This is a genomic window from Photorhabdus tasmaniensis (assembly GCF_011189505.1).
Classification (GTDB): Bacteria; Pseudomonadota; Gammaproteobacteria; order Enterobacterales; family Enterobacteriaceae; genus Photorhabdus; species Photorhabdus tasmaniensis.
Genome location: NZ_PUJU01000039.1, coordinates 1 through 18391, shown reverse-complemented (window position 1 = coordinate 18391; position 18391 = coordinate 1). Strand labels below are relative to the sequence as shown.

At 43.5% G+C, this 18391-nt stretch carries 16 protein-coding genes; 7 read left to right on the top strand and 9 right to left on the bottom strand.

All coding sequences use genetic code 11. The features are described 5' to 3' along the window. The 4 genes from frr to rpsB all read right to left on the bottom strand — a co-directional run bounded on the left by frr (nucleotide 1) and on the right by rpsB (nucleotide 3288). A complete protein-coding gene (gene frr / locus C5471_RS16480) occupies nucleotides 1-558 on the bottom strand; it encodes a ribosome recycling factor (RefSeq protein ID WP_036843730.1) in 558 nt (185 codons plus the stop codon). A 119-nt stretch (nucleotides 559-677) separates the two neighbouring features. Then, nucleotides 678-1406, bottom strand: coding sequence for a UMP kinase (gene pyrH / locus C5471_RS16475; RefSeq protein WP_133813348.1), 729 nt, complete (start codon nucleotides 1404-1406; stop codon nucleotides 678-680). Between the two features lie 148 nt (nucleotides 1407-1554). Beyond that, on the bottom strand, nucleotides 1555-2412 hold the full coding sequence (gene tsf, locus C5471_RS16470; protein ID WP_133813347.1) for a translation elongation factor Ts: 858 nt from the start codon (nucleotides 2410-2412) through the stop codon (nucleotides 1555-1557). A 150-nt stretch (nucleotides 2413-2562) separates the two neighbouring features. Continuing rightward, complete coding sequence (gene rpsB / locus C5471_RS16465) at nucleotides 2563-3288, bottom strand: 30S ribosomal protein S2 (protein WP_046974080.1); 726 nt, start codon at nucleotides 3286-3288, stop codon at nucleotides 2563-2565. A gap of 428 nt (nucleotides 3289-3716) precedes the next feature. Between rpsB and map the strand changes: the two genes are divergently transcribed. The 4 genes from map to C5471_RS16445 all read left to right on the top strand — a co-directional run bounded on the left by map (nucleotide 3717) and on the right by C5471_RS16445 (nucleotide 8771). Then, nucleotides 3717-4514: a type I methionyl aminopeptidase gene (map, locus tag C5471_RS16460; RefSeq protein ID WP_133813346.1), complete on the top strand. Its 798-nt coding sequence runs from the start codon at nucleotides 3717-3719 to the stop codon at nucleotides 4512-4514. A gap of 138 nt (nucleotides 4515-4652) precedes the next feature. Beyond that, nucleotides 4653-7301, top strand: coding sequence for a bifunctional uridylyltransferase/uridylyl-removing protein GlnD (gene glnD / locus C5471_RS16455; RefSeq protein ID WP_133813345.1), 2649 nt, complete (start codon nucleotides 4653-4655; stop codon nucleotides 7299-7301). Nucleotides 7302-7350: 49 nt separating this feature from the next. After that, entirely contained in the window at nucleotides 7351-8175 is an 825-nt protein-coding gene (dapD, locus tag C5471_RS16450; RefSeq protein WP_133813344.1) for a 2,3,4,5-tetrahydropyridine-2,6-dicarboxylate N-succinyltransferase, read from the top strand. A 209-nt stretch (nucleotides 8176-8384) separates the two neighbouring features. Next, the gene (locus C5471_RS16445) at nucleotides 8385-8771 is read left to right on the top strand and encodes a DUF3461 family protein (RefSeq protein ID WP_133813343.1); all 387 of its coding nucleotides are present in this window, start codon (nucleotides 8385-8387) and stop codon (nucleotides 8769-8771) included. 59 nt (nucleotides 8772-8830) lie between these two features. Here the strand turns inward: C5471_RS16445 and C5471_RS16440 are convergent, their stop codons facing one another. Further along, nucleotides 8831-9280, bottom strand: a complete 450-nt coding sequence (locus tag C5471_RS16440) for a flavodoxin (RefSeq protein WP_133813342.1) — start codon at nucleotides 9278-9280, stop codon at nucleotides 8831-8833. 545 nt (nucleotides 9281-9825) lie between these two features. Between C5471_RS16440 and C5471_RS16435 the strand changes: the two genes are divergently transcribed. Continuing rightward, entirely contained in the window at nucleotides 9826-11007 is a 1182-nt protein-coding gene (locus C5471_RS16435) for a hypothetical protein (protein WP_133813341.1), read from the top strand. A gap of 114 nt (nucleotides 11008-11121) precedes the next feature. Here C5471_RS16435 and truC read toward each other — a convergent pair whose 3' ends face one another. From truC to syd, 3 genes are all read right to left on the bottom strand, one after another. Continuing rightward, nucleotides 11122-11868 carry a tRNA pseudouridine(65) synthase TruC gene (gene truC / locus C5471_RS16430; RefSeq protein ID WP_133813340.1) on the bottom strand — a complete coding sequence of 249 codons (747 nt, stop codon included), beginning with the start codon at nucleotides 11866-11868 and terminating at the stop codon, nucleotides 11122-11124. Nucleotide 11869: 1 nt separating this feature from the next. Further along, on the bottom strand, nucleotides 11870-12202 hold the full coding sequence (locus C5471_RS16425; protein ID WP_133813339.1) for a YqcC family protein: 333 nt from the start codon (nucleotides 12200-12202) through the stop codon (nucleotides 11870-11872). A 545-nt stretch (nucleotides 12203-12747) separates the two neighbouring features. After that, on the bottom strand, nucleotides 12748-13299 hold the full coding sequence (gene syd / locus C5471_RS16420; protein ID WP_133813338.1) for a SecY-interacting protein: 552 nt from the start codon (nucleotides 13297-13299) through the stop codon (nucleotides 12748-12750). Between the two features lie 1810 nt (nucleotides 13300-15109). Between syd and C5471_RS16415 the strand changes: the two genes are divergently transcribed. Then, nucleotides 15110-16774, top strand: coding sequence for a ShlB/FhaC/HecB family hemolysin secretion/activation protein (locus C5471_RS16415; RefSeq protein ID WP_133813337.1), 1665 nt, complete (start codon nucleotides 15110-15112; stop codon nucleotides 16772-16774). On the opposite strand, the gene C5471_RS24465 is transcribed toward C5471_RS16415, so the two are convergent. Continuing rightward, nucleotides 16771-16911, bottom strand: a complete 141-nt coding sequence (locus tag C5471_RS24465; RefSeq protein WP_242688748.1) for a hypothetical protein — start codon at nucleotides 16909-16911, stop codon at nucleotides 16771-16773. The genes C5471_RS16415 and C5471_RS24465 overlap by 4 nt on opposite strands. On the opposite strand from C5471_RS24465, the gene C5471_RS16410 reads away from it, so the two are divergent. After that, a partial coding sequence (locus C5471_RS16410; protein WP_242688746.1) for a filamentous hemagglutinin N-terminal domain-containing protein occupies nucleotides 16867-18391 on the top strand: 1525 nt, incomplete at its 3' end. The two genes, C5471_RS24465 and C5471_RS16410, sit on opposite strands and share 45 nt — an antisense overlap.

Here is an 18391-nt window from a genome sequence, read left to right as displayed (position 1 = left end):
TTAGAACTCCATCAGTTCTTCTTCTTTCTTAGCTAAAGCTTCATCAACTTTTTTGATGAAATTATCAGTCAATTTCTGAATATCATCCTGTGCACGACGCTCATCATCTTCACTGATCTCTTTATCTTTCAGTAAGGCTTTGATTTTATCGTTAGCATCACGACGAATATTACGCACAGAAACACGCCCTTGTTCAGCTTCGCTACGCACCACTTTAATCAGATCTTTACGGCGTTCTTCTGTCAATGGGGGCAAAGGAACACGGATTGTTGTACCCGCAGAAGAGGGGTTCAGACCTAAATCAGAAGCCATGATTGCCTTTTCAATCGCCGGAGTCATAGTACGATCAAATACCGTGATAGCCAGCGTACGTGCATCCTCAGCGATGACGTTAGCAATCTGACGCAGAGGTGTAGGCGCACCATAATACTCAACAGTGATACCGTCCAACAGACTTGGTGAAGCACGGCCAGTGCGAACCTTACTGATTTGGTTTTTAAGTGCTTCGACGCTTTTTTCCATACGGTCTTGTGCGTCTTTTTTGATTTCATTAATCACGTTACAAACCCTTGGGAACTGGTTGTTTTTCAAGCCATAAGTCATTATGACCATGTTTATTAAATTTGGCGTATCAGGCGGCTAATCATACCGCCAAACATCTCTGGTGTCTCTGAACATTATTCGTGGGAAATCAAAGTACCTTCATTTTCACCCATTACCACACGACGCAACGCACCCGGTTTATTCATATTAAATACACGAATTGGTAAGCTATGATCACGAGCCAGAGTAAATGCCGCCAAATCCATGACTTTTAATTCACGTTCTAATACCTGCTGATAAGACAGCTTATCAAACAATACCGCTTCCGCATCTTTAGCCGGATCAGCAGAGTAAACACCATCTACTTTTGTTGCTTTTAGCACAACATCTGCTTCAATCTCAATACCACGCAAACATGCCGCCGAATCTGTAGTAAAGAACGGATTACCAGTACCCGCAGAGAAAATAACAACCCGACCATGACGTAACAAACTAATCGCTTCTGCCCAACTATAGTTATCGCAAACGCCATTTAAAGGAATGGCAGACATTAGACGGGCGTTCACATAGGCGCGGTGTAATGCATCTCGCATTGCCAGACCATTCATCACTGTTGCCAACATGCCCATGTGATCGCCTACTACACGGTTCATTCCTGCTTCGGCCAAACCAGCGCCACGAAACAAGTTGCCTCCGCCAATGACGACACCAACCTGTACGCCTAACTCAACCAGTTCTTTGACCTCTTGAGCCATGCGGTCTAAGACGCTGGCATCGATACCAAAACCTTCTGCACCTTGCAGGGCTTCGCCGCTGAGTTTAAGCAGGATACGCTGATATACGGGTTTTGCATTAGTTGCCATGATGTTCTGTCCTAAAGCAGAAAAGTATATTGGGGATTTACATACATCTGGGCCACTCTGACCAGATGCCAAAACTCAACGCCTACTGGAATAGACGGTTTAGATTAGATAAAACAGAACCGCCATTTGGCGGCTCTGTTTATAGAAATTAAGACTGTTTACTCATTGCAGCAACTTCTGCTGCGAAGTCAGCCTCAACTTTCTCAATACCTTCACCAACTTCATAGCGGATGAAGTTAATCACTTTAGCACTGTTCTCTTTCAGCAGATCGCCAACTGTTTTGCTTGGGTCCATCACGAAATGCTGACCAGTCAGAGAGATCTCGCCGGTGAATTTGTTCATACGGCCAGAAACCATTTTCTCTGCGATTTCGCGTGGTTTACCAGACTGCATTGCGATATCCAGCTGGATTTGGTGCTCACGCTCAACAACCTCAGCAGGAACATCACTTGGGTTAACATATTCTGGCTTGCTTGCAGCAATGTGCATAGCCACATGCTTAATTAGCTCTTCACTAGCGCCTTCAGCCGCAACCAGAACGCCGATACGCGCGCCATGCAGGTAAGTACCCAGTTGTTCGCTTTCTAATACAGAAACGCGACGAATGTTGATGTTTTCACCGATTTTAGCAACCAGTGTCGTACGCTGTTCTTCGAACTTAGCTTTCAGAATTTCAATGTCAGAGACTTTATCAGCCAATACTGCGGCCATAACTTCTTTACCGAAAGCGATGAAACCTGCATCTTTAGCAACAAAGTCAGTTTCACAGTTCAACTCAACCAAAGCACCGAATTTGCCGTCAGCAGCCACTTCCGCCAGGATGATACCTTCAGCTGCAACACGGCCAGCTTTCTTAGCCGCTTTTGCCTGACCTGATTTACGCATGTTATCAATGGCTAACTCGATGTCACCATTAGCTTCAACCAGCGCTTTTTTACATTCCATCATACCTGCGCCAGTACGCTCACGCAGTTCTTTTACCAAAGCAGCGGTAATTCCAGACATTTGTTTTATTCCTCGATGTATCCCGCAGGAAGATAATATTCCGCATGGATAGTTCTTATATCAGATACGTAAAAGGGGGCCATAACAGGCCCCCTAACCAATATATTTCAATACCTGGTTAATAAGGGCTCAACCAATGAGCTTGCCTTATTATTCAGCTTCTACAAAGCTTTCTTCTGCCTGAACAGCCAGATCTTGAGAACGACCTTCACGAACAGCGGTAGCAACAGCACCCAAATACAGTTTTACTGCACGGATTGCGTCATCGTTACCAGGGATGATGAAATCAACACCATCTGGATCAGAGTTAGTATCAACAACAGCGAATACTGGGATACCCAGATTGTTCGCTTCTTTGATAGCAATGTGTTCATGTTCAGCATCGATAACAAACAGAGCGTCAGGTAAGCCGCCCATATCTTTGATACCGCCCAGGCTGTTTTCTAACTTACCAAGTTCACGAGAACGAATTAACGCTTCTTTCTTGGTCAGTTTGTCAAAAGTACCGTCCTGAGACTGTGCTTCTAAATCTTTCAAACGCTTGATGGACTGGCGAACAGTTTTCCAGTTTGTCAGCATACCGCCTAACCAACGGTGATTAACGAAGAATTGATCACAGCTCAGAGCTGATTCTTTAATCGCTTCGCTTGCAGCACGCTTAGTACCAACAAACAGGATTTTGCCTTTGCGTGAAGCAATTTTGTTCAGTTCAGCTAACGCGTCGTTGAACATTGGAACAGTTTTTTCCAGGTTGATGATATGCACTTTGTTACGAGCACCAAAGATGAAGGGTTTCATTTTTGGGTTCCAGTAACGAGTCTGGTGACCGAAGTGAACGCCCGCTTGCAGCATATCGCGCATGGAAACAGTTGCCATTGTAAACCTCTGTAAAATATTAAGTTGGGGTTATGCCTCCACGAGCCCCATAACACCGACTCTTTAGCTGCATGTTCTGCATGAGAGCACCCCGGTGTATGTGCCGACCCGTGTGTGTTATTTACACAGTGAGTATATTTAACGCCTCTGGTGTTTTGCCTTAGAAACAAACACACAGAACGCCGGCGCGCTTTATATCATAAACCAGCTTAAGACACCAACTTTAGTTGTCATTTTCTGACAGCACAATATGGAAAGAAAAACACAGTTGTAATGGATATTCCTAAAAAATACAAATAACGGGGGAAATATGGCTACCAACGGTTATTGGCAGATATTCTGTAGGCTGATACCATTGGTTCAATAATTTTTTCCCTATTGATAATCATACAACCAGCAGATTTGCTGGCTTTGAATGGACAAGTTTCATGGCAATCTCAATTAAAACCTCTGAAGATATTGAAAAAATGCGCGTCGCTGGCCGCCTGGCGGCGGAAGTACTGGAAATGATTGAACCTTACGTCAAACCGGGTGTAACAACAGGTGAATTGGACCGTATCTGTCACGATCACATTACCAATAAACAACAGGCTGTTTCAGCTTGTCTTGGTTATCACGGTTTCCCAAAATCTGTCTGTATTTCTGTTAATGAAGTCGTTTGTCACGGCATCCCAAACGATGATAAGGCACTGAAAAATGGCGATATCGTTAATATTGATGTGACTGTCATAAAAGAGGGCTTTCACGGCGATACTTCCAAAATGTTTATTGTCGGCAAGCCAACTATTCAGAGTGAACGTCTGTGCCGTATCACTCAAGAAAGCCTCTATCTGGCATTGAAAATGGTAAAACCAGGTATTCGCCTGCGCACTCTTGGTAAAGCCATTCAACAGTTTGTTGAAGCCAACGATTTTTCTGTGGTCCGTGAATATTGTGGTCACGGCATCGGCGCAGTTTTCCACGAGGAACCTCAAGTATTGCACTATGATGCAGATGATGGCGGTGTTGTACTGCAAAAAGGAATGGCTTTCACGATTGAACCTATGGTTAACATTGGCGATTACCGCATCCGTACCATGAAAGATGGCTGGACAGTCAAAACCAAAGACCGCAGTTTGTCTGCTCAGTATGAACACACGATTGTTGTCACTGATAACGGCTGTGAAATCATGACGTTGCGTAAAGAAGAGGAACCCGTACTTTCCGCCGTCCTGGTTAATGAATAAGTTAGACGCTAAATTGTGAAGCCTTACTGAAACCCTACAGGGCTTCCAATCTCTTTCTCCGGCAATATCTCCTGTTCAACACGATATTTTCTCAGTAATCTGGCCATTATGATTCGCCTTTCTCATGGGTTCATACTTATGCCAGCAGATATCGCCACCATTCAGGCGCCTGTCCCACCACTTTCTCCAGCGGATTTTTCCTGTGATGATCTTCACTACCCGATGCTGAAAAGACACCTCGAAGAATTTCAACTTTGGCTAGAACATGCATTTAAAGCAGGAATTTCCGCAGAAGCCTTGATTTCTGCCCGCAGTGATCACATAGATCAGTTACTGAAACAGTTATGGAATGTTTATGGGTTTGATAAAATTTCATCACTTTCATTGATTGCAGTCGGCGGATATGGCCGACGGGAACTGCACCCGCTCTCTGATATTGACGTATTGATACTCAGTGAGCAACCTCTCACACAACATCAAGCTCAGAATATTGGACGATTTATCACCCTGCTGTGGGATATCCGGCTGGAAGTAGGCCATAGTGTTCGTACATTCGAAGAATGTTTGTTGGAAGGGCTGTCAGACCTGACTATTGCGACAAATTTAATCGAATCACGGTTAATCTGCGGCGATCTATCACTTTTTCTTCGATTACAGCGACATACCTTCAGTGATGGTTTCTGGCCTTCCACTGAATTCTTTAATGCCAAAATTGTCGAACAGCATGAACGCCACCAGCGCTATCACAGCACCAGTTACAATCTGGAACCTGATATCAAAAGCAGTCCCGGAGGGTTACGGGATATCCATACCTTGCTGTGGGTTGCCCGCCGCCATTTTGGAGCAACCTCAATAGATGAAATGGTCGATTTTGGCTTCCTGACAGCGGAAGAACGTAATGAATTGAATGAGTGCCAAAGCTTCCTCTGGCGTATCCGCTTTGCCCTTCATCTGGTCGTTAATCGTTATGATAATCGCCTATTGTTTGATCGCCAATTCAGCATTGCTCAGTTACTGGGCTATCAAGGAGAACGTAATCAGCCGATAGAGCGGATGATGAAAGATTTCTACCGGATGACACGCCGCGTCAGCGAACTCAACAATATGCTGCTGCAACTGTTTGATGAAGCTATTCTGGCGCTGGAAACCAGTGAAAAATCCCGCCCACTGGATAGTGAATTCCAGCTACGTGGACAATTAATTGATCTGGTCGATGAGACGCTGTTTATCAAAGATCCTACAGCGATTATGCGGATGTTTTATCGCCTGGCTGAACATGCCGAAGTTCAGGGCATCTATTCTACTACGTTACGCCAGCTCCGTTATGCCCGCCGCAATTTAAATCAGCCATTGTGTGAATTACCCGAAGCCCGCCAAATCTTTATGGATATCCTGCGTCACCCAAGGGCAATTGAAAGCGCATTTGTCCCCATGCACCGTCACAGTGTTCTTGGCGCTTATACACCACTTTGGGGCAATATTGTCGGCCAGATGCAATTTGATCTGTTTCACGCCTACACCGTTGATGAACATACAATCCGTGTACTGAGAAAACTGGAAAGTTTTGCTGATGAGAACAACCGGGCAGCCCACCCACTCTGCGTTGAACTATACCCACGTTTACCTCAGCTTGAGATCCTGCGCCTTGCTGCGCTGTTTCACGATATCGCCAAAGGGCGTAATGGTGATCATTCTGAACTTGGCGCTGAAGATGCGCTGGCATTTTCACTGCAACATGGGCTTAACTCACGAGAAGCTGACTTGGTGACTTGGCTGGTTCGTTATCATCTCTTAATGTCAGTCACGGCTCAACGACGAGATATCCAGGATCCGGAAGTCATTAAACAATTTGCCCATGAAATACTCAATGAAACCCGGTTACATTATCTCATCTGCCTGACAGTCGCGGATATCTGCGCAACCAATGCCAACCTGTGGAATAGTTGGAAACAGAGCTTATTACGGGAACTCTATTTTTCTACAGAGAGCCAATTACGTCAGGGAAATACACCGGATTTGCGGGAGCGCATCCGTCATAACCGCTTTCAGGCTCTTGCACTTCTGCGCCAGGACAATATTAACGAGCAGAGACTGCATCAGCTTTGGAGCCGTTGTCATGCCGATTATTTCCTTCGCCATACATCAAGGCAACTGGCATGGCACGCTCGTCATCTGGTGGCTCATGATTCTCAAGAGCCGCTGATACTGATCAGTACCAAGCCAACTCGTGGCGGTACCGAGATTTTTATCTGGAGCCCGGACCGCCCTTCCCTCTTTGCAGCAGTAGTCGGCGAACTGGACAGACGCAATCTGAGCGTTCATAACGCTCAGATATTTACCAATCGTGATGATATGACGATGGACACTTTTGTGGTACTGGAACCCAATGGTCATGCTTTAGCGCCGGATCGTCACGAAATAATACATAACGCACTTTTGCGAGTCGTTCTGGATCCTTATACCAAAACCCCCAAAGCAAGAAGATTGCCAACCAAACTGCGTCATTTCAATGTACCAACAAAAGTGATCTTCCTGCCTACCCACAATGAACGGCGAACCTATATGGAGCTATTCGCGCTGGATCAACCAGGATTACTGGCCAGAGTCGGCAATATTTTTACCGAAATGGGGGTTTCACTGCATGGTGCGCACATCACTACGATCGGCGAACGTGTCGAAGATTTTTTTGTGCTGGCGGATAAGGACCATAAAGCATTAGATAAAAAAGTCAGAGAAGAATTGTCAGAAAGGTTGACAGAAACCCTAAATCCAAAGGATAAAATGTAACTGAATACAAGCCCCCATGATCCGGCTAATAACCAAGGAAACAGATGTAATGCAGCAATTAAAATCCATTATCGAAAGTGCTTTTGAGAATCGCGCAACTATTACTCCAGCAACAGTCAACAGTGAAACACGTGATGCCGTTACTCAGGTCATCCATCTACTGGACAGTGGAAAACTGCGGGTTGCAGAGAAAATTGACGGTCAGTGGGTCACTCATCAATGGCTAAAAATGGCGGTACTGCTCTCTTTCCGTATTAATGAAAATCAGGTCATGGATGGTGCCGAAAGCCGTTATTTCGATAAAGTCCCGATGAAATTCGCTGATTACGATCAAGCGAGATTTGAAAAAGAGGGTTTTCGCGTGGTTCCTCCTGCGGCAGCGCGCCAGGGAGCCTTTATCGCCCGTAACTGTGTACTGATGCCTTCGTATGTCAACATCGGTGCCTATATTGATGAAGGGACAATGGTAGATACCTGGGCAACTGTCGGCTCCTGTGCCCAAATTGGTAAAAACGTCCATTTATCCGGCGGCGTTGGTATCGGTGGCGTGCTGGAACCCTTGCAGGCCAACCCGACCATTATTGAAGATAACTGCTTTATCGGTGCCCGTTCTGAAATCGTAGAAGGTGTCATTGTCGAAGAAGGCTCTGTGATTTCAATGGGCGTCTATATCGGTCAAAGCACCAAAATCTACGATCGTGAAACAGGCGAAATCCATTATGGCCGAGTCCCTGCCGGCTCTGTTGTTGTCTCTGGCAACCTTCCATCGAAAGATGGCAGCTACAGCTTGTATTGTGCTGTCATTGTGAAAAAAGTGGATGCTAAAACACGGGCAAAAGTAGGCATTAATGAACTATTAAGAGCGATAGATTAAGCTTTAAAATAGCGGATAATCAGTCCGCTATTTTTTTGCTTTTTATCATCATTACCGACCTCAGTCAGTGTTATTAATATAGGTAGTTTGAACGTAGGCAATGTGCACAACCCCGAACGTACACAGAGTACATAAGGGGTTTAAGCACGATCCAAATTCAAAATGACGCATTAATACCCTACTGGGAAAAATACCCTTAAGGTGGTGCCATGTACGATAACTTAAAGAGTCTGGGGATCACATATCCCGAAGAGATTGACCGCTACAGTCTGCGTCAGGAAGCTAACAACGACATCCTGAAAATCTATTTTCGCAAAGATAGAGGAGAATTCTTTGCCAAAAGCGTGAAATTCAAATACCCACGTCAACGCAAAACGGTTGCTTCAGACAATACAGAACAAGGATACAAAGAGATCAACGAAATCAATACTAACCTACGTTATGTGATTGAAGAGTTGGATCAAATTTGCAAACGTGATCAGGCAGAAGTCGATTTGAAACATAAAATCCTTGATGACCTGCGCCATCTTGAACACGTTGTTGCCAATAAAATTGCCGAGATTGAAGCCGATCTGGAAAAATTAACCCGTAAATAAAACCGTTCATACATGACTACACCGCTTATATCCTATCCGGTATAAACGGTGTATTAAGATTATTCAACTAATTCGCCCCACTGCTTGATCCAAGACTGAGCAAAAACTTCCGGTTCAGCTTCTTCCATCGCATCCACCAGAAGAACCTCGCCGATTCTTATTGCTCCCTGCTCGTGCAACAGCTCATCAAAAGTACGACCACCACCACAAAAATTCTCGTAGCTGCCATCACCCAAAGCGATAACGCCATAGCGTAATTCCGGCTGATAACCTAATTCATCCCGCAAAGCACAATAAAGCGGCTGAATATTATCAGGCAAATCCCCTTGTCCAGTCGTTGAAGTGATAACTAAAATTACCTGATTCAGATAGGATTGCCACTGTTCCAACTCACCCTCTTCAAATACCTCTATCTCATGGCCTTGTTGTTCAAGAATTAGCTGTGCTTCTTCTGCCACTGCCAAGGCATTACCGTAAACAGTACCAACAAAAATACCAATCTTCGCCATCGCCTATTATCTCTTTTTAAAGGAATTATTCATTATCCTCGCTGGCAACCACAGAAAACTCAACCCTTTCCAAATCAGGGATAATTACTTTGCCAGCTAAGTCGTCGCACCGATCAAATGTTGCCACTGTTGAGCTCCCTCTGTCATGTAAACAATAATCTCATCAGCACTAATGACTAATGATATATCTGTCAGGCTAATTACGGACAGATGCACTGATCAATGACTGTGGCTATTCTACAATAAAGCGGTAATAGGTAATCACCAACATTGCATCTTTAACAACTCCTGAAAAATTAAATATAATTCAAAAGGATAACTTAAATTTCCGCTAAAAATGGCCATGAAGTAGCAGAATAAAGTGGTATTAAACTAAGTCATTTAGCCAATAATCATTTAATATTAACGTTACTTTTTGGAAAAATTCCAGCTAATAATATTTTCATTAGTATTAAAGATTACTTATACTCTATTTCAATGAAAACAATAATCGAATGAAATTAGTAGAATGGCAGAAGTAAATATACATAAGGAGAATGGTCATCATGTTTAATAATAGGGCTATCGTGCTGAGTGTGTTATTAAGCACCGCAAACATAGCCGGTTCATCTGGCCTAATGATCTGGGTAGATATTATGCTCAAAAATGGAAGCATGGTATTAAATGCTTACCTTCCGGTTTTTTCCTATTTATTAGGGCTCTCCCTTGGATGTATGACAATATCCTTTTTCATTCAAAAATCGAATATTCCCGCTTCCAGAAAAAATCTCTTTGGATTATTCTTATTATTAGCAACACTAAATTGCATACTATTTTCAGGAAAAGAAATATTCATTCCCGTTTGGCTGGATACTCTACATAGAATATTGTGGGGAGGAATAAGTGGATTTATTGTGATAATGGGAAGAAATATTCTGGTAGTCGAAGAAAATAAAAAGAAAACGAATACAGGTTTCTCTATTTTAAGCCTCGCATTATTAAGTTTACCCTTTTTGATCCCTGTTATTTTCTCTCTCCTTGATTTAAATTCTCGTACATCAGCAGATTTTTTCTCTGCTTTTATTTATTCTATTGCTTTGATTATCTATTTAACTGGCTATAAAAATAACACATTAATAAAACAAAAAAACGATATTAATCACTCTGTGACAATAACAAATAAATTAGGTGTTTTCTTTGCTTTTCTTAGTCTGGTTATAATAAATATTTGCTTTTTTCTATCCCTAATGATTATGCCGGCAGTCAGGACAAAATATTTCGAACATATTAACATGGTTCATATGTATACTATCTTGTTGATTATATGGCTCCCTTGTGCAATTGCGATCATTAAAGTGATGAAACCAGTACCTTGCAGAAAAAAAATCATAGTCGGTAATATCATTCAATTATTTGCTCTTGGATGCTGTTTACTTGGCATTATCATGGGCTCTGGTATATTCTATTTGTTATTTACGATCCTGGTATTTTTAGCGAATACACTGATGCAACCTGTTTTTTTCTCTTATCTGGGTTTATATTCTAAAGACTCTCTTTATACCTTGGGTATGCAATCAGGCGTTTATGTATTTATTACTATGATTATTCTTTTTTATACTATTTACTTAGGTGCCGGAATTGAAGAAATAGTCGCTGGATTTACAATATTATTAATCTTTTCAATAGTCACCTCAACTATTTTTCGCTCAATGATTAATTCCAAAAAAAACAATAACACTAACCAGTAAAAATCAATAATATTATATATTGAAAATTTCTATTTATAATATTTTATTTATTTTTCCTTTGTCTCTTAATTAACTAAATCAAGAGACAAGGCAAACAGGTATTCTTTCTCCGTACTAACTATTGTCATATTCCAAATTAGGGATAATGCCTTGCCAACCAAATTGTTGCATCAAATGTTGCCACGACGCATCCCATTTTGCCGTAAGAGATAATTTCTCACCGGTAACAGGGTGATCCAATTGAAGCAGACTAGCATGAAGCATCAACCGGCTGGTTTGATAATGGGTGATAATCCCTCTATTCTGCCGTAAATCACCATGTGTCGTATCACCAACAATTGGATGACGAATATGTGCCATATGCCGTCTCAATTGATGTTTCCGGCCTGTTTTCGGCGTCAGTTCCAGCAGACTAAAGCGTGATGTAGGATAACGGCCAATCTCTACCGAACATTCTACTTTCGCCAATGGTCGGTAATAAGTCACACTGGGTTGCGCCTCTTTATCACTGTCTGCAAATTTATCGGCAATTTTATCCAACTCTTCAACCAGAGCATAATCGATAATATCGGGTTCCAGCACATAGCCACGCACAACCGCATGATAAGTTTTTTGCAACTGATGATATTCAAATTGCTGAGAAAGCTGACGAGCAACATCACTGGAAAGCGCCATTAACAATACACCTGATGTCGGCCTGTCCAGACGATGTACAGGGAAAACATGCTGACCAATCTGATCACGCAATGTCTGCATAACAAAGAGTGTTTCGTGGCGCGCCAACCAGCTACGATGAACTAACCAACCAGCCGGTTTATTAACCGCCACAATATACTCATCCTGATATAACACTTCCAACATATCAGAAGTTATCCTGAATAAATAAGCGATCCAATGCACGAAGATGCTCAAGCAGTTGCTGACAACGCCCGGTAGCCTCTGCTTTATAAAATTCTTCAAAATAAGGAGCAATAGCGAATGCCACAGGCAACTTTGCGCCCTGTTCCAGCAACGCATACATTCCCGGCATTAATACCCACTGCAACCACTCTTCAGCCAGCATCGTATCAATTGAAAACGGTTCAACACTTTCGAAAGCTTCCGCTTTAGGAGGATGACTTTGCCATAAGTCAATTTCCCTCATAGCTTGTTCAATTAGTTGTAATTTTTGCAGAATTTGTTTTTCAGTACTCATATTTTCAGCCTGATAAATATTTATTCAAAGCTACCAAGTTTATAAGAATATCATTGATAACCCCAAAGCTGAAAATTTGCTTTTTCCATCAATCAAATAAAAAGAAATAAAGAGAAGGGAGCGAACCAGCGCTCCCTTTAAGTTGTGCTTTTATAGTAGTCCGGCTAATAGTTTGCTCCCTGCTCATTCCCTGACAAATTATCCTTAATTGGTTATCCCTTACCCATCATTTTTATTTATATTGCATACAATCCTGTTATGCATTGTGTCAGTCATCCTGACCATCATCACCCTATTTGTCCTTGAGAAGTTATGCGCAATGATTCCTTTCCTGCGAGGGACAGCATGAATTAATTCGCTGTATGAAACAAGCCATACAAATGGAACCAGTAAGTCAGTAAAGGAAATTAAATCTGTAATTATTTATAGGCTATTGAAATAAAATAAAAATAATAAACTGATGTTAAACTCACCAAAGTAAACAATGACATCTCTTACATAAAGTGTAAGAGATATCTCACAAATTCAGAGTTAAAAATCCGGGACTAACGAATGAAGACAGGCTCGATTGCACCAAGAAACTCAACTAAGTCGGTAAATAGACGAGTGCGTTTGTTACTGCCAAACTGCTCCAAAATCACTTCACCGGTCAAATTACATAGAGAAATAATACTCATATCCGAATCCATAGTAGCGATAAATGCCGTTGGCGATAGTTTCAGCCGCTTTTGCGTCACCAAATGCCCTATCAGGTTCTCCTGCAAACGGATAAAGTCATCCTTACTCCAGACCTGAATCAAACTAAACTGCTGGCCTTCAAACATTACCGTCATATCACCGGCCAATTGCGATGTATAAAAATCATGAATTGCTGGCTGTAATTGGATATCCAGTGCTACTTCAACTCTATTCAGTTTATCTTCTGAAAGAAAAGGCTGCGGAAGCCAGTAAACCATGTCATTACCAGTATGGGTAATACAAGGTGATGGCACACCATAAAGCTCCCTGCTGGCAGGTGAGGCTCCGGTTTCCTTTTGCCACAAATCAACATAACGACGGGTAACATCAGCCAACGCCGCTGTAACATTAGAAATCATATTATTTTCAACCAGTCACTGTTAGGGTGTGTTTAATGTTATTGTAAACCCAATATTCTGACTGTTCCCCTGCCCAAAGGCTATAGATATCTACACTTCACCAAACTGCCCTAAAATACTTGCGACTAACATTACAACGAAACCCACCGCACAACACCCCGGGGTATGGTTCACCACGGAACTATAGATATCGTTTGATTTGATATTTATTGATACCGATAAACAAAACAGCGCACTGTATCTGGACTGGGCGGTGAAGCTGAGTAGGCCTTGCTTCGTAAAATGATGACGAAAGAGTACTAAATACGCAGCAATCATATGATGAAAATTATACTATAAAAACTTGACAATCAAGACGATAGCTTATTAGTAGAGTTCGCCAATTATTAAAAAACATTGTAAATAAAAACTTTAGTCTACTATTAATATAGTATTTTCCTTAATGGCAATTGCAATTATTTGATATCTAAACTTTATTGAACAATGTTGAAATTGTGCTGTCAATTTATATGAAAATGTATTTTAAAACATTATATGTGAATTCGTTTTTGTATTTAAATTATCTGGGTGGCTATAATCACAAATAAGATAAAAAATCACTGAATGATTATATATAATGGTGTTATTGAAAAATTACGATCATTACTCTTAAATAGGATGTAAATATATATTTAATTACGGCGCGGAATGATGAATTTAATTATAATTGAGCTGTAGGTATTATCTATTCGCAATCTGATTATTATGGCGATGGTAATGAAATTATAAATTTATTTAGTGTTATCAGCAAAATTATCAAGATCTTTAATTTTTTCATTAATTTTTAACCATATCAATGCGTTGCAAATTAAATTCGGCTTCACGGTGATTTTTTATTATTTTTCGCGACTAACGATTATATTATATGTTGAAGAAGTTAAATATTTAACACTATATATAATCGATAATTTTCAACGTATTAATTATTTATTATTGATTTAATATACATTGAAAATAATCACAAGTTATTATGTTATTTAGTATTAATTGTTTTCTTGGGGATGGTAATGGAAATAAAATCATTCTCATTGGTGAAATTATAAATTATCTTGTAACTGTTTATCATGTTCAGAACTTCGTTAGCATATTTACAGATTGATTATTAAGTGTAATCACTGCTTAATTTATACTTTAATGAAATAAAATGATCTATACGGTTTCCATCCCAAGTCATTAATGATGTATTTTCAAATACTTTATTTTATTGCTTTATTAGTTTAATGAACGCATTTTATCAAATAAATACGTTATTTCCTTAAAATGAATATGTGAAGTCATTATCGCTCAATAATAAAAAAGTTCGTGGTAGCCACTTCCCCAATAACTTCGTCTGCTCCTCAATAAGCTGCATGAGCCCCCTTTCAACCCGCAATAATTTAGCCCGTCCAATTTATCCTTATCCAAAATATTGATGAAAAAACAACCCAAGCTACCGTACCATAACCAAAATTATCATCCTATTGGTGATTGCATTTTCCACAACCAAACTTAAATATGTGATATAGATCACAAAATAAAGCAAAAAAATAAAATTAATTTCAAATTATTACATTAAGTTATTAAATGATTAATATTAATCTATTTTTTGTATGATTTGTAACAACATAATAACATTAGTCTATTTTTTATCTAAAAATATAACTTCTTGTTTTTGCTGCTATCTTAACCAATCCCCCTATTTTAGTTGCCTGGTTGATTATCAACCGTAAACATTGATCGCTAAGTAAAATTCAGGGTTAATACCGCTTCGAAATTGTGGGATAGAAAGACAATGAAAAGCAGTATTTTAGTGTTTGCGGTTCTTTGTAGCGTGATGCCAGGCAGTCAGGCCGCAGACATGGCAGATCAACAACTGATCCATCAACAGGCACGTCAGGACGCGCTGGAAGCCCAATTGGCTCCACCGCAGCCAGATATTCGTCTGTCCGTGCCTGAAAAGGCCGTGCCTGCGGGATTTCCTTCGGAAACTCTCTGTTTTCCTGTCGCCCGCGTCGTATTGACAGGGACCGAAAATTTCCCCCATTGGTTACCGTTCAGGCGGATAGCCCAACAGGGCGAACATCATTGCCTCGGTGATCAGGGCATTAACCGACTGATGACCCGGTTACAAAATCAGTTAATCGATCATGGCTATGTCACCAGCCGGGTGCTGGCACCCCGTCAAGATCTTCGTTCCAAGACCTTAACCCTGGTGATGATACCGGGCAAAATCCGGCATATCCGTTATACCCCGGACAGCGGCAAATACATCCAGCGAATAACCCCGTTCCCTGCCCGTGAAGGCAACCTGCTGGATTTACGGGCTATTGAGCAGGGACTGGAAAATCTGCAACGTGTTCCCACCGTTAAAGCCGATATGAATATTGTCCCGGCTGAACAGCCGGGTGAGAGCGATATTGTGCTGGACTGGCGTCAGTCACGGCACTGGCGATTAGCGACTTATCTGGATGATACCGGTTCCAAAAGCACCGGGCGTTATCAAGGCGGATTCACCTTTTTTCTGGATAATCCGCTGGCGTTAAGCGACCTGTTCTACCTCTCCGGTGGACACGATATTCATGCGTCCGCCGGGAAAGGCAGCCAAAATAACACGCTCTATTACTCCCTGCCCTTCGGCTACTGGCTGACGAGTGTGACGGCCAGTCATTACGATTATACCCAGACGATAGCCGGGCTGAATCAGGCGATTCAATATCGAGGCAAAAGCCAAAATCTGGCGGTCCAGCTCAGCCGGGTCCTGCACCATAATGCCGGGCAGAAAACCACGCTCAACGGCGAAATTTATCGTCGCACCACCAAAAACTTTATCGATGACACCGAAATCGATGTTCAGCGACGGGAAACTGCGGGCTGGAGACTGGGGCTATCCCATCATCACTACCTCGGCAGCGCGACGTTAGATACCAACGTCACTTATCAGCGAGGTCGGCGCTGGTTTGGTGCCCAACCTGCGCCGGAAGAGGGACTAAACGAAGGCACCGCGCTGCCAAAAATCACCCAGTTTTCGGCCACGCTGTCCGGGCCGCTGACGCTGTTTTCCCAACCTTTTTCTTATCAAACCCAGTATTTGCGCCAGATAAGTGCCAGTCCGCTGACGCCACAAGATCGATTCTCGTTGGGGGGTCGCTGGACCGTGCGTGGCTTCGATGGGGAACTGACCTTATCCGCTGACCGGGGCTGGTACAGCCGGAACGAACTGGACTGGCATACCCCACTGCACGGGCAATCACTGTATCTGGGGATCGACTATGGCGAAGTGGGCGGACTGGGCAGTGAAGCGTTGTTGGGCAAACACCTGGCCGGGAGTGTTCTGGGCTGGCGAGGCAGCCTGAAAAGCCTGAGCTATGACCTGTTTGTTGGTATCCCGCTATCCAAACCGGCAGGCTTTCAAACCTCACCGGTCACCGCTGGATTCAATCTGTACTGGCAGTATTAATTCAACCGACGCATCGCCAACATCCGTCGAGGGAGTGGAGCAACACTATGAATAAACATCTGTATCGCATTATTTTTAATCACGCCCGCAACATGCTGATGGTGGTAGCCGAGATTGCGAGCCCCGGGCCAGGTCATACGGCACGTCGCCGGGGTCGCTCATCCGTCCAACGTCTTTGCCGTTTAACGGCATTACGATTGGGTTTATTGTTCGCCCTGGGGGGGATTGTTTTCACTGCTCAGGCAGCGATTGTGGCCGATGGACACGCGCCCGGTCATCAGCAACCGACGGTGATGTCCAGTGCCAATGGCACGCCGCAGGTCAATATCCAGACCCCCAGTGCCGCCGGGGTTTCCCACAATACCTATCGCCAGTTTGATGTGGATAAACACGGGGTTATCCTCAATAACAGTCACAAAACCACCGACACCCAGCTCGGCGGCAAAGTGGCCGGTAACCCCTGGCTGGCGAAAGGGGAAGCGAAAATTATCCTCAATGAGGTCAATAGCCGCAACCCCAGTCACCTCAACGGCTGGATTGAAGTCGCCGGACGCAAGGCTGAAGTGGTGATTGCCAACCCGTCCGGGATCACCTGCAACGGCTGCGGCTTTATTAACGCCCACCGCACCACCCTGACCACCGGACAGGCCCTGATGGAACAGGGCCGGTTGAAAGGGTTTGATGTCAATCAGGGGGAAGTGCGGATTGACGGGCACGGCATGGACAGCACACAGCAAAGTTACACCGATATTATCGCCCGCTCCGTGGCGATTAACGCCAAATTACACGCGCAAAACCTGAACGTGACCACCGGACGCAATACCGTGGATGCCGCACATCAGCAGAGTGAGAAGAAATCTGCCGGGGAGGATGAGACGCACCCGCTGTTTGCGCTGGATGTGGCTGCCCTCGGTGGCATTTATGCCGATAAAATTAGGTTGATAGGCACCGAAGCGGGTGTGGGGGTGCGTAACGCCGGTAACCTCGGTGTTCCGGCAGGCGAGGTGCATATCACCGCCGAGGGCAGGATTGAAAATCGGGGCACCATCAGCAGCCGGGATGCGCTGCAATTAACCGGGACCGCCGGGATAGACAATCAGGGCAAACTCCTGTCGCAATCGACAGTGACCTTGCAATCAGGCGAACAACTAAACAATAGTGGCCGGGTTGAGGCACGGGGCAATATCACCGCCAGAGCAGGCACGATACACAGTGGTCACGGCAGTGTGTGGGCCGCCGGGCTGGATGATAAAGGCCGTACCACGTTACCCGGCTCATTAACTCTGACCGCGCAGCACGTTCAGGCGAAGGGGAAAAATCTGGCCGCCGATACGCTGGCTATCCACAGCCAACAGATTGACCTGAGCGACAGCCAGACCGCCGCTAGCCAGATTCAACTCACCGCCAGTCAATTGGGCATCAGTACCGCTCACGCCATCATCAACGCCGACCGTTTGACGGCGAAAACGCCGGGCCAGTTTAACAACGAAGGCGGCCAGTTAGTGGCGCGGGAAATCCACTTCACGACGCCTGACATCTCTAACGAACGGGGAAAAATTAACCAGACCGGTCCCGGTGAACTGACGCTTAACACGCGCACCCTGAATAACGGGGGCG

Coding starts and splice junctions, on each gene's coding strand:
- pyrH (WP_133813348.1), bottom strand. CDS start 1,406: ATGGCAACTAATGCAAAACCCGTATATCAGCGTATCCTGCTTAAACTC.
- tsf (WP_133813347.1), bottom strand. CDS start 2,412: ATGTCTGGAATTACCGCTGCTTTGGTAAAAGAACTGCGTGAGCGTACT.
- rpsB (WP_046974080.1), bottom strand. CDS start 3,288: ATGGCAACTGTTTCCATGCGCGATATGCTGCAAGCGGGCGTTCACTTC.
- map (WP_133813346.1), top strand. CDS start 3,717: ATGGCAATCTCAATTAAAACCTCTGAAGATATTGAAAAAATGCGCGTC.
- glnD (WP_133813345.1), top strand. CDS start 4,653: ATGCCAGCAGATATCGCCACCATTCAGGCGCCTGTCCCACCACTTTCT.
- dapD (WP_133813344.1), top strand. CDS start 7,351: ATGCAGCAATTAAAATCCATTATCGAAAGTGCTTTTGAGAATCGCGCA.
- C5471_RS16445 (WP_133813343.1), top strand. CDS start 8,385: ATGTACGATAACTTAAAGAGTCTGGGGATCACATATCCCGAAGAGATT.
- C5471_RS16440 (WP_133813342.1), bottom strand. CDS start 9,280: ATGGCGAAGATTGGTATTTTTGTTGGTACTGTTTACGGTAATGCCTTG.
- C5471_RS16435 (WP_133813341.1), top strand. CDS start 9,826: ATGTTTAATAATAGGGCTATCGTGCTGAGTGTGTTATTAAGCACCGCA.
- truC (WP_133813340.1), bottom strand. CDS start 11,868: ATGTTGGAAGTGTTATATCAGGATGAGTATATTGTGGCGGTTAATAAA.
- C5471_RS16425 (WP_133813339.1), bottom strand. CDS start 12,202: ATGAGTACTGAAAAACAAATTCTGCAAAAATTACAACTAATTGAACAA.
- syd (WP_133813338.1), bottom strand. CDS start 13,299: ATGATTTCTAATGTTACAGCGGCGTTGGCTGATGTTACCCGTCGTTAT.
- C5471_RS16415 (WP_133813337.1), top strand. CDS start 15,110: ATGAAAAGCAGTATTTTAGTGTTTGCGGTTCTTTGTAGCGTGATGCCA.
- C5471_RS24465 (WP_242688748.1), bottom strand. CDS start 16,911: ATGACCTGGCCCGGGGCTCGCAATCTCGGCTACCACCATCAGCATGTT.